Below are 12135 nucleotides of genomic sequence, written 5' to 3' on the forward strand. Positions count from 1 at the left end.
AACTATGCACAAAGATTCAATACTCAAGTTAATCTATCGATTTTTTGATCTCATTGTATTGACCTACATTGTTTTTGATTTTGGTTATAGCATTCATGAAGAATACCACACACCAAAATTCATTGGTTTAGTGATTATCACTATTGCTTTATTAGCCTTCAATATCTTCAAATATTTTTACTATAAAACTTCCGGGCGGAAAAAAGTTGCCTTGGTTAATTCCTTTATTATAGGAATTTTACTCTTAGTTGCACTTATTGTTTCCATTCTCAATATCAATCTTCATTACTTAGATGTTTTAAGGAAAATCCGACCCATTTTAGAAGCCGGTTTGATATTTTATTTCATTATTCGATTAATGATTTTGGTGCGGTATGTTTATGAGGTGTATTATAATCCTGCTATTGTTTTTGTGGGAAGTTTTTTTGCTATCATCATCATTGGATCATTTCTACTAATGCTTCCCAATGCCACAACAAACGGAATTTCATTTACCGATGCTTTGTTCACATCCACCAGTGCTGTTTGTGTAACCGGGTTAATTGTTTTAGATACGGCAACTGATTTCACTACGGTAGGTCAAACAATAATCATCAGTTTAATTCAAATTGGAGGTTTGGGAATTTTAACGTTTACCTCCTTTTTTGCTTTTTTCTTTAGAGGAAGTTCTTCGTTTAAAGAGGGTTTAAACGTTAGAGATTTTATTGCCCAAGATAATTTAAAAGACGTTTTAAAAACAGCTTTAAATGTTGTTGTTTTTACACTCAGTGTAGAACTGATTGGAGCTCTGTTTATTTATTCTTCCGTTGCTGATAATCCGGCAATTAAAGACAAGGTTTTCTTTTCTGTTTTTCATGCCATTTCTGCTTTTTGTAATGCAGGATTTTCTACATTAACTGCTGGACTGAGTGAAAGTTATCTAAAATTTAACTACTATATGCAGTGGATAGTTATTATTCTTATTGTTTTTGGGGGATTAGGCTATAACATTATTTTTAATTTTTATCAATATCTTAAAATTTATGTTACAGAGTTTTTTGATAGAAAAATAATACATAAACAAGTGAGAATCATGACTTTAAACTCTAAAATTGTATTGTATACAACCGGAGCTTTGTTAGTCGGAGGATTTGTTTTTTTATGGATATCCGAATACCATAATACAATGAATTATCATAATACGATGTTCGGAAAAATAACATCCACTGCTTTTAATGCCGTAACTCCAAGAACTGCGGGTTTTAACACAGTTGATTTTACAGAATTTACCGTACCATCTTTGTTGTTTATCATCTTTTTAATGTGGATTGGAGCTTCACCTGCTTCAACCGGAGGTGGAATAAAAACGAGTACCTTTGCATTAGCGACATTGAACATTTTTGCTATTGCCAGAGGAAAATCAAGAATACAACTTTTAGGAAGAAGAATTTCGAGTGAATCAACGTCAAGAGCTTTTGCCATCTTATGTATTTCATTAATTGTAATTGGTTTTGCTATTTTGTCGTTATTGATTTTTGAACCAAAAGGAACGGACTTACTTTCAGTTGTTTTTGAATGTTTTTCGGCCTACAGCACAGTTGGATTATCGTTGAATTTTACACCTACGTTAACCGAACCAAGCAAATATGTTCTCATCGCAACAATGTTCATCGGAAGAATCGGGATGCTCAACTTAATGATTGGATTGCTCCGTCAAATCAACCATCAGTTTTATGAATATCCCAAAGAAAATATTTTAATTAACTAAAATCTAATAGAATGAAAATCATCATTTTTGGATTAGGAAATTTCGGAATGTCCTTAGCATTAAGCCTCACAGAAACAGGAAATGAAGTGATTGGGGTTGATAAGCAAATGGATAAAGTCAACTTGATTAAAGACAAAATTTCACACGCCATTTGTATGGATTCTACGAATGAATTAGCGTATGAAGCCTTACCTTTAAAGGATGCCGACAAAGTTGTGGTTGGAATTGGAGAGAATGAAGGTGCAGCGATTATTACGACGGCCATTATCAAGAAATTGTCAAATGTAAAAATCATCAGCCGAGCATTATCGCCGATTCACGATACGGTTTTGGAAGCGATGGGAATTTACAGTATCATCCATCCTGAACAAGAAAGTGCCGATCGTTTAACGAAGCAAATCAATTTTAAAACGACGTTAGAAAATTATCAATTAGATAATAATTACACGATTTCCGAAGTAAAATCTAAACCGGAATTTCACGGAAAAACGTTGTACGAATTAAATACAATCGATAAATATCATTTGAATTTAGTTACAATTATACGTAAAAAAGAAAAAACGAATTTAATCGGGAAAAAATCAATCGTAAAAGAAACCATTGGTTTACCAACACCGGAAACCGTGATTTATGAAGATGATATTTTGGTGGTTTTTGGCGAAAATAAAAATATTTCAGTCTATTGTGAAGGACAAGATTAAAGTTGGAAAAAGCAATCAGAATACTATCAACTAAAAAACTTCAACCCAACCAAAAACAGTTTTTACTTAATGCTGATTTTCGTTTGATTGAAGCCGATTTTATTCAAATTGAATTTCAACCTTTTCAATTGAACTCATCTTTTGATTATTTAATTTTTACCAGTCAAAATGCTGTTTTAAGTGTTTTGAAAAATGAAAATTCAGTAATTTTAAAAGATAAAATTTGTTTTTGTGTGGGAATAAAAACAAAGCAACTTTTGGAAGAAAACGGATTTAAAGTTGAAAACTCATTTGATTACGCTGACGATTTGGTTGACTATTTATTGAAGAATCATTCTGATAAAAAATTCACGTTTTTCTCCGGCAATTTGAGAAGAGATACCATTCCAACTGCTTTTCAAAAAAGCAACATCATTTTTGAAGAAGTTGAAGTTTATAAAACCGTTTTAACGCCACACAAAATTGATAATCAAATAGATGGAATTTTATTTTTTAGCCCGTCTGCTGTTCAGAGTTATTTAAAAGAAAATCCTATTTCTAACGAAATTTGTTTTTGCATCGGAACAACAACAGCCGCAGAAATTGAAAAAAACACAAAAAACATAGTGATTGCAAACCGACCAACGATTGAAAACGTAATCATACAAAGTATAAATTATTTCAAAGAATCCTAAATCTGACAAAATTCCGTCAGTTTAAAAAATATAATTATGATAAAAAACGATCTTTTTCTAAGAGCCTTAAATAATGAAACAGTTGAACGTCCACCTGTTTGGATGATGCGTCAAGCCGGAAGATATTTGCCTGAATTCAGAGCTTTACGTGACAAATATGATTTTTTTACTCGTTGCGAAACCCCTGAACTAGCTGCCGAAATTACCGTTCAACCCATCCGAATCGTAAAACCCGATGCTGCTATTTTATTTTCAGATATTTTGGTTGTGCCAAGAGCGATGGGAATTCACGTGGAATTAAAAGATAATTTAGGACCAATTATTCCGAACCCAATTCGTTCGATGGAAGATGTGAATAAAACATTTGTTCCGAATGTTCACGAAACATTAGGTTATGTTTTTGATGCCATCAAATTAACCAAAGAGATGTTGAATGATGAGGTGCCATTGATTGGTTTTGCCGGTTCACCTTGGACCATTTTTTGTTATGCTGTGGAAGGGAAAGGGTCAAAAAGTTTTGATACTGCCAAAGGATTTTGTTTTTCAAACCCAATTGCCGCTCACACATTATTACAAAAAATCACCGATACCACGATTTTATATTTAAAAGAAAAAGTAAAAGCGGGTTGTAATGCGATTCAGATTTTTGACTCTTGGGGCGGAATGCTATCTCCGGTTGATTATCAGGAATTTTCGTGGCAATACATCAATCAAATTGTTGAAGCGTTGGCTCCACACACCAAAGTAATTGTTTTTGGAAAAGGATGCTGGTTCGCTTTGAACGATATGGCAAAATCAAAAGCTTCAGCTTTGGGTGTAGACTGGACGTGTTCAGCAAGAAATGCTCGTTATTTATCCGGTGGTAAAATCACGTTGCAAGGAAATTTTGATCCATCACGATTATTATCACCCATTCCAACAATCAAAAAAATGGTACATCAAATGATTGATGAATTTGGGAAAGATAGTTATATCGTAAATCTTGGTCACGGAATTTTACCGAATATTCCCGTTGATCACGCAAAGGCTTTTGTGGAAGCGGTAAAGGAATATAATCAGTAGGCAGTCGCAGTATTCAGTCTACAGTTGCTTAAGCGAAATTTTAGAAGTTATAAAACAGTAAAAATAGAAGAAATAATATGAAATTAAAGTTGATGTTTTTTGGACTTATTATTTTACTAATTAGCTGTGAAGGCGAAAATGGAGGTGATGGAATTGTATTTGATAAAGAAACAGGAGTTGCACTAGACAGTGTGATGTATAAATGTATTGAGACAGAAAAAATAAAATACACTGATTCGTTGGGTAATTGGGAGATGTACGGTCCATTTGGCGGATGCATGCCGGATTGTTTAGATTTTCATGTTGAGTTCTCTAAAGAAGGATATGAAACACAAACAATTAAAAATCCGGATAATGATATTTATTTAGAGTTGGAAGAATGAAAGCTAATTCTTTTTCATTATTTTCAATTGTTTTTCTGAATCATTACAAAAAAGCTTTAGATTATAAATTCCGTTCGAAAATGAATGCAAATCAATCCGAATTTCATTTTCAAACTGATTTTGAAAAACCGCTAATTTTCTTCCGTTAAGGTCAAAAAGTTCAATTTTTTTTACGTTTTCTGTGTTTTTTAAATAACAGATAGACTTATTATTTTCCGGATAATAAACAATTATTTCTTGTTCTTTGTTTTCTGATAAAGATAGAATAGTCGGTTCGCAAACACTGACTTCCGGTGTTAAATTAGAGTAAAAAAGTTCCGCGTTTTTAAAGAAACAATTCAATAACCCTACGTTATTTATATCCGGATGACCTCCAGGAGCATTAATTATTGATAAAGAACCAACACCTTCAACCCAAATTGCATTTTGTGTGCTAACTTGATTGGTTTCGTGCGGTGAAAAATAAAAGTGTTTTCGTGTTGTTCCTGGCGAAATTTCTACATTTCTAATCGAATCTAATACAAATAAACCACCTTCTTCCGGAAAGGGTGTAATTGGGTTTTTCATTTCAAAAGTAGCACCTTCTTCTAAGCTGAAATCATACAAAAGGAATTCATCAATTCGAGTTGGACTAATTTTTGTGAGTGAAACTTTTTTTTCTTCCACATCTTCATGCAACAAAAAAGTCCTTGAAATATAATGATAACCATCTAAAATTTTGTGCATTTTGTTGTTAACAAGAGTGTCGCCATTGGTATAATAAATGTCAGTGATACAACCTTCATAACAAGTTGTAAAGTGCCATTCGTTTTGCGTATCTAACATTGGAATATATGTTTGTCCAAAAAAAGGCAAACCGCTTAGAAGGAAATAGAAAAAGATAATTTTTTTGTTCATCTCAGTTTCAAATATAAGTATTTTTGACAATTATATTAATCTGATTTTTGTTTAACTAATCTTCAACAATCGTTAAACCTTATACAATTTGATGATTGTTTCAAATTAAAATCTAATTTTGATTCAAAATAAAAATAAAATGCTTGAATTTAAAGAATACGACAAGGGTTTTTTTCACAACGAATCAAAGTTGGAAACCAAAAAAATGCCATTAGTAACATGGGATTTGTATGGTGATTTTTTAAGTCAACTCAACAAAATTATATCAGATCAAAACCAATTAGAACTTTTGGCCACTTTTAATAGTTGGAAAACAGATTTTAATTTGAATAAATTGATAGATATTGATACTGTTGTTGTCGTTACTTGCCCAAATCTGAAAATTGTTTTTTCCACCAAAAATATGGTTCGCATGAACGGTTATCATCCGGAAGAAGTTCTAGGAAAGTCACCAAAAATGTTTCAAGGTCCGGCCACTTGTGTTGAAACTTCGAAAGAAATTGGAGATGCTGTTCGAAATAGACTTCCATTTGAAAAAGTTGTAACAAATTATTGCAAAGATGGTTCTCTATACCAATGCCATATCAAAGGTTTTCCGGTTTTCAATAAATCTGGTGAATTAACTAATTTTATAGCCTTTGAAAAAGCAGCATAAAAAAAGGAGCTAATTCTAAGCTCCTTTTATATTTATTTTCTTCGGTTTTTACGAAATATCTGAGACCCTCAACGTATTTACCATTCCTTTTTCAGCAATTGGCATAGCGGCTAAGTTGATAACCATGTCACCTTTTTCTACAAAACCTTTTTCTTTGGCTAATTTGTTTACGTCTTCCACAGTATCATCTGTGCTGGCAAACTTATCATAATAAAATGAACGAACGCCCCAAAGTAAATTCAACTGCGTTAGAATTCGTTTATTTGACGTAAAAACCAAAATATGAGCACTTGGTCGCCAAGCAGAAATTTGAAAAGCAGTATAACCACTATTTGTTAACGTAGAAATTGCTTTTGCTTTAATTTCATTAGCCATAATTGCCGCATGATAACAAATTGATTTGGTAATAAATCGTTTTGTACGAACGTGAGGCGGATTATGCGGGACTTGAATAAGCGGACTATCTTCTACCGAACGAATGATTTTAGACATTGTTTCAATTACTTCCACAGGATAATTTCCAACCGAAGTTTCGCCGGAAAGCATTACTGCATCTGCACCATCCATAACAGAGTTGGCAACGTCGTTTACTTCTGCTCTTGTTGGGGTTAAACTGGTAATCATTGTTTCCATCATTTGTGTGGCAACAATAACAGGAATTCTTGCTGTTTTGGCTCTGTGAATCAATTTTTTCTGAATTAACGGAACTTCTTCTGCCGGAACTTCCACACCCAAATCACCACGGGCAACCATTAAACCATCACAAAAAGCAACAATTTTATCAATATTTTCTACTGCTTCCGGTTTTTCAATCTTAGCAATAATCGGAATTTTATACGAAGAATGTTTGGCAATCAAATCCTGCAATTCTTCTAAATCTTTTGGTGTTCTCACGAAAGAAAGGGCAATCCAATCTACTTCATTTTCAATAGCAAAAAGAGCATCTTTAATATCTTTTTTGGTCAAAGCCGGCAAAGAAACTTTTGTATTAGGAAGATTTACACCTTTTTTCGATTTTAACGGTCCACCTTGAACAACTTTACAAACCACTTCGGTTGTTCCGTTTGTTTCAAGAGCTTCAAACATTAATTTTCCATCGTCTAAAAGAATTTTTTCACCAGGATTTACATCTCTTGGGAATTCTTTATAATTCATATAAACACGTTCGGCAGTACCGGGAATATCTTCTGCAGTTTGAAAAGTAATAATGTCTCCTTTGCTCACTACAACATCTTCTTTCATCACACCTACACGAAGTTTTGGGCCTTGTAAGTCGGCTAGAATCGCAGTTGTATAACCAAATTCTTCGTTTAATCCGCGAATGATATTGATGCGTTCTTTAACATCATCATAATCGGCATGCGAAAAATTGATACGGAAAACATTTACTCCGGCATCAACCATGTTTTTAATGACTTCTTTTGTGCTGCAAGCTGGCCCTAATGTGGCAACAATTTTGGTTTTTTTGTTGATTGGCATATTGTTTTTTAAAAAATTAAATTGTTTTTAGATTTTACACGACTTTTATCTACGGCATAAACCGTTGCAATTTGGTCGATGGTATTTAGTTTAGTTATTATTTTGCTTATGTTTATTTGATTTTCATCGCCTTCTATTTTCAGAAAAAAATCTACATTTTTAAATTCAGGTAAAAAGTAAATGGTATTGCTAAATTCTTGTTCTTCTTTAAAAAGAGTGATGGTTTTGTTTTTCTGTGGAAGAGAAATTTCGCTTTTATTTTCAATTAAAGTCCAAAAAATTTCTTTCTTATTGTCTTCAAAATGAAAATTAGGAAATCCTATTTTTTGCTTTTCTGTTCCGGTCAGAATGTCTTTTTTATTCCGATGAAGTAAAACGGGTAGATTTTGGTTAATAAAATACGCAACTCGATAGTTTTCCAAGGTGGTATGAATAGCGATTAACTGATAATCTGCTTCTTCGAAGTCGTCAATGAATAATTTATGAATAGCCATATTTTACATTCAAACAAGATGTAAATATAGTGTTTTTAGCCTACAAAAAAGGGTGAATTTCTTAACTTAACGATAATTTATGAACGAAAACGATGTAGTTTTAAGATTTCTATAATTTTTTGTCCATTTTTTCTTGAAAAGCGAAAAACGCACGTTTGGAAGCAATTTCTTCTGCTTTCTTTTTTGAAGTGGCTCTTGCCTTGGCAATTATCTTGTTATCGATACTCAATTTTACACCAAAATAACGTTGGCTATCATTGCCATTATCATCAAAAATATCAAAATGAAAGGGCTTTTTTTCTTTTTGGCACCATTCGATTACTAAGCTTTTGTAACTGATAACTTTTCCTTCCAATTTAGCAATGTCTACATAAGGAACAATGACTCTTTTATAGATAAATTTTTCGCAATACGGATATCCTTTATCTAAAAATATTGCTCCAACTAATGCTTCAAAAATATTACCGTGTATATTATCGCCAAAATGCTGCGAGGGAACTTTACTGTCTACTAATTGAATAAGATTTAAATCGCGGCCCAATTCGTTTAAATGTTCACGACTTACAATTTTAGAACGCATTTTAGTTAGGTAGCCTTCATCTCCGGAAGGAACTTCTTTAAACAAATGTCCGGCAATTACAGCACTCAACATGGCATCACCTAAAAATTCCATTCGTTCATAATTTATAGGATTTCCTTTTATGTCTAATTTGTTGGAAGACCTATGTGTAAATGCTTTTTGATAAAACTCTAAGTTATTTGGTTTAAATCCAAGTATTTTATGAATTGCTTCAAAAAAAATCCCGCCTTCGAGAGGACGGGAATTTTTGGTAAATATTTTTTTAAAAACGTTCATTGAGAATTATTCCTCCATTTTTTTAAACAAAACACAAGCGTTGTGACCACCAAAACCAAAAGTGTTGCTCATAGCTACTTTAATATCTCTTTTCTGAGCTTTATTTAGTGTGAGATTTAACTCAGGATTAATGTTTTCATCCACCACAGAATGATTTATAGTTGGTGGAATAATTCCGTGTTTGATGGCTAAGATGGAAGCAATCGCCTCAATTCCACCTGCAGCACCAAGCAAATGCCCAGTCATTGACTTGGTAGAATTGATGTTGATGTTTTTAGCATGCTCGCCAAACACAACGCTAATCGCTTTTAATTCAGCTACATCGCCCAACGGAGTTGAAGTTCCATGTGTATTGATGTGATCAATCTCTTCTGGCTTCATATTAGCATCACGCAAACAATTTTTCATTACAGCAATAACGCCAAGTCCTTCCGGATGAGGAGCGGTTAAGTGATAAGCATCAGATGACATTCCGCCACCACCAACTTCGCAATAAATTTTTGCTCCACGAGCTTTTGCATGCTCATATTCTTCTAAAACTAAAGCACCGGCACCTTCGCCTAGCACAAATCCATCACGGGTTGCATCAAAAGGTCTTGAGGCGGTTTCCGGACTTTCGTTTCGGGTTGATAATGCGTGCATCGAATTAAAACCGCCCATTCCTGCAATAGTAACAGCGGCTTCAGAACCTCCTGAAATAATGACATCACACAATCCTAATCGGATATAGTTAAACGCATCAATCATCGCATTTGCCGAAGAAGCACAGGCAGAAACAGTAGTATAATTTGGTCCCATAAATCCATTTTTCATCGAAATATGAGCGGGAGCAATATCAGCAATCATTTTTGGGATAAAAAACGGATTAAATTTTGGTGTTCCGTCGCCTTTGGCATAGTATAAAACTTCTTCTTGAAAAGTTTCTAATCCTCCAATTCCTGCACCCCAAATGACACCAACTCTATGTTTGTCAACGTTGTCTGCAGTAATACCGGCATCTAAGATGGCTTCGTCACTGGCAACAATGGCATATTGAGCAAATTTATCCATTCTTCGAGCTTCTTTGCGATCAATAAATTGTTCTACATTGAAATTCTTTACTTCGCAAGCAAACTTTGTTTTGTGTTTTTCAGTGTCATAATAAGTAATTGGTGCAGCACCACTAACGCCGTTAATTAGTGCATTCCAATATTCTTCAATGTTATTTCCTATGGGTGTTAAGGCTCCTAAACCGGTAACCACGACTCTTTTTAACTCCATTTTAATGCTTATTTGTGAGTACGAATATAAACAAAAAAACCCTGAAATTTATTGAAAATTAAAAATCAGGGGTGTTTTTTTCTGTATGTGTGTGATTGAATGACAATCAATAAATTAGTTTTAGTAAAAATAATAACACCCGTTCCGGATGAGCAGAACGGGATGTTTTTAGTTATTATTTTTTAGCTTCTTCGATGTAAGAAATAGCTTGACCTACAGTAGCAATGTTTTCAGCTTGGTCGTCTGGAATTTGAATATCAAATTCTTTCTCGAACTCCATAATTAGCTCAACAGTGTCTAATGAATCAGCCCCTAAATCGTTTGTGAAGCTTGCTTCTGTTACAACTTCGTTTTCGTCAACACCTAATTTGTCTACGATAATCGCTTTTACTCTTGATGCAATGTCTGACATAATCTTTTAAATTTTAGTTTAATTGTTGGCAAAAATAAAAAACTTTATTTTAATACAACATTTTAGTTAATAAATCTGACTACGAATTTAAAAAATATATTTGACAATAGAAGCTTAAACCCTATAAATTCTCGTTTCTTTTTTGTTTTTTTGCGTAATAAAAATTACAGGAAACATGAAGAACATCGTGATTTTTGCCTCAGGAACGGGTTCCAATGCGGAAAACATCATTCAATATTTCAAAAATAATACCTCAAAATCGGTAGTCGCTGTGTTTTCAAACAATTCTAATGCCAAAGTTTTAGAAAAAGCAAACAATTTGAATGTTCATACAGTTTCCTTCAATAAAGACGAGCTTTACGGCGATGTTGTGCTTTCTAAATTAAATGACTTTAAACCCGATTTAATTGTGTTAGCCGGATTTTTGTTGAAGTTTCCGGAGCACATCATCAAAGAATTCCCCAACAAAATTATAAATATTCATCCCGCTTTGTTGCCAAAGTATGGCGGAAAAGGAATGTATGGCAAGCATGTGCATCAAGCCGTTTTGGATAATAAAGAAACCGAAACCGGAATCACCATTCATTTTGTTAATGAGCAGTATGACGAAGGAAGGATAATCCTACAAGAGAAAACGTCAATTTCAGATTGCACAACGTCCCAAGAAGTGGCAACCAAAGTTCACGAACTCGAACACCGTTTTTTTCCACAAGTAATCGATCAACTTTTAACCCGTAACCCGTAACCCGCAACTTTCAAACCCGAAAAATTATGTCCCACCAAATCCACATCTACACCGACGGAGCAGCCAAAGGAAACCCAGGTCCTGGTGGTTATGGCGTGGTCATCGAGTTAGTGGGTTCCACCTATAAAAAAGAATTCTACGAAGGCTTTCGCTATACCACCAACAACCGCATGGAATTATTGGCCGTGATTGTTGGATTAGAAAAACTAAAAAATCCAAATACGACTGTTTTAGTTACTTCGGATTCAAAATATGTAGTGGATGCTGTAGAAAAAAGATGGGTTTTTCAATGGGAAAAGAAAGGTTTCACCGGAAAGAAAAATCCTGATTTGTGGCTGCGTTTTCTAAAAATCTACCGTAAGCATAAAGTTGATTTTAAATGGGTAAAAGGGCACAATAGTCATCCACAAAACGAACGTTGTGATGAGTTGGCAGTTTATGCTTCGAATTTGCCGAATTTATCGGTGGATGCGTTTTATGAAAAGGAGGAGGGGAAGTTGTTTTGAGACAATGAATGTTTTTTCTGCAAAAACTTGACAAGTTTGCTGACTATTGATCTATTTAGCTGACTTTGCTGAGCCGGATTTTTTCAGTTGTTACGTTGGTTTTTTATTCTTTGAATTATCACTACAATTTTTTCATTTATAAAGACTTATTCGTCTGACAACTGTCAGACTAAAGTCGGAATATTGTCGGAGTATCCTCGGTGAATCGTTGGGGTTGCATCCTTTTTTGCTTTGTTTTGTCTTTGCTTCTATCTAATTGCCTTT

At 33.8% G+C, this 12135-nt stretch carries 14 protein-coding genes; 8 read left to right on the top strand and 6 right to left on the bottom strand.

From position 1 onward, the window contains the following. Positions 1 to 4: 4 nt before the first annotated feature. From AC23MC_RS09290 to AC23MC_RS09310, 5 genes are all read left to right on the top strand, one after another. Positions 5 to 1747, top strand: a complete 1743-nt coding sequence (locus AC23MC_RS09290; RefSeq protein WP_487568144.1) for a TrkH family potassium uptake protein — start codon at positions 5 to 7, stop codon at positions 1745 to 1747. A gap of 11 nt (positions 1748 to 1758) precedes the next feature. Then, the gene (locus AC23MC_RS09295) at positions 1759 to 2448 is read left to right on the top strand and encodes a potassium channel family protein (RefSeq protein ID WP_487568143.1); all 690 of its coding nucleotides are present in this window, start codon (positions 1759 to 1761) and stop codon (positions 2446 to 2448) included. A gap of 2 nt (positions 2449 to 2450) precedes the next feature. Beyond that, complete coding sequence (locus AC23MC_RS09300; RefSeq protein ID WP_487568142.1) at positions 2451 to 3122, top strand: uroporphyrinogen-III synthase; 672 nt, start codon at positions 2451 to 2453, stop codon at positions 3120 to 3122. 36 nt (positions 3123 to 3158) lie between these two features. After that, on the top strand, positions 3159 to 4184 hold the full coding sequence (gene hemE, locus AC23MC_RS09305) for a uroporphyrinogen decarboxylase (RefSeq protein ID WP_487568141.1): 1026 nt from the start codon (positions 3159 to 3161) through the stop codon (positions 4182 to 4184). A 77-nt stretch (positions 4185 to 4261) separates the two neighbouring features. Continuing rightward, positions 4262 to 4567 carry a hypothetical protein gene (locus tag AC23MC_RS09310; RefSeq protein ID WP_487568140.1) on the top strand — a complete coding sequence of 102 codons (306 nt, stop codon included), beginning with the start codon at positions 4262 to 4264 and terminating at the stop codon, positions 4565 to 4567. Between the two features lie 3 nt (positions 4568 to 4570). Here AC23MC_RS09310 and AC23MC_RS09315 read toward each other — a convergent pair whose 3' ends face one another. Further along, on the bottom strand, positions 4571 to 5464 hold the full coding sequence (locus AC23MC_RS09315) for a T9SS type A sorting domain-containing protein (RefSeq protein ID WP_487568139.1): 894 nt from the start codon (positions 5462 to 5464) through the stop codon (positions 4571 to 4573). 139 nt (positions 5465 to 5603) lie between these two features. On the opposite strand from AC23MC_RS09315, the gene AC23MC_RS09320 reads away from it, so the two are divergent. Further along, positions 5604 to 6119, top strand: a complete 516-nt coding sequence (locus tag AC23MC_RS09320; protein WP_487568138.1) for a PAS domain-containing protein — start codon at positions 5604 to 5606, stop codon at positions 6117 to 6119. Between the two features lie 48 nt (positions 6120 to 6167). On the opposite strand, the gene pyk is transcribed toward AC23MC_RS09320, so the two are convergent. From pyk to AC23MC_RS09345, 5 genes are all read right to left on the bottom strand, one after another. After that, positions 6168 to 7598, bottom strand: coding sequence for a pyruvate kinase (gene pyk, locus AC23MC_RS09325; protein ID WP_487568137.1), 1431 nt, complete (start codon positions 7596 to 7598; stop codon positions 6168 to 6170). Between the two features lie 8 nt (positions 7599 to 7606). Further along, positions 7607 to 8092: an IPExxxVDY family protein gene (locus tag AC23MC_RS09330; RefSeq protein ID WP_487568136.1), complete on the bottom strand. Its 486-nt coding sequence runs from the start codon at positions 8090 to 8092 to the stop codon at positions 7607 to 7609. Between the two features lie 109 nt (positions 8093 to 8201). Beyond that, positions 8202 to 8948 (bottom strand): ribonuclease III, encoded by a 747-nt coding sequence (gene rnc, locus AC23MC_RS09335; RefSeq protein ID WP_487568135.1) that lies wholly within the window; start codon positions 8946 to 8948, stop codon positions 8202 to 8204. Positions 8949 to 8954: 6 nt separating this feature from the next. Continuing rightward, on the bottom strand, positions 8955 to 10208 hold the full coding sequence (gene fabF, locus AC23MC_RS09340; RefSeq protein ID WP_487568134.1) for a beta-ketoacyl-ACP synthase II: 1254 nt from the start codon (positions 10206 to 10208) through the stop codon (positions 8955 to 8957). Positions 10209 to 10383: 175 nt separating this feature from the next. Continuing rightward, the gene (locus AC23MC_RS09345; protein ID WP_007137004.1) at positions 10384 to 10620 is read right to left on the bottom strand and encodes an acyl carrier protein; all 237 of its coding nucleotides are present in this window, start codon (positions 10618 to 10620) and stop codon (positions 10384 to 10386) included. A 175-nt stretch (positions 10621 to 10795) separates the two neighbouring features. On the opposite strand from AC23MC_RS09345, the gene purN reads away from it, so the two are divergent. After that, complete coding sequence (gene purN, locus AC23MC_RS09350) at positions 10796 to 11365, top strand: phosphoribosylglycinamide formyltransferase (RefSeq protein WP_487568133.1); 570 nt, start codon at positions 10796 to 10798, stop codon at positions 11363 to 11365. Positions 11366 to 11391: 26 nt separating this feature from the next. Next, entirely contained in the window at positions 11392 to 11871 is a 480-nt protein-coding gene (gene rnhA, locus AC23MC_RS09355; protein ID WP_487568132.1) for a ribonuclease HI, read from the top strand. Positions 11872 to 12135 lie beyond the last annotated feature (264 nt).

The sequence above is a fragment of the Flavobacterium sp. T50_26 genome (assembly GCF_057652995.1).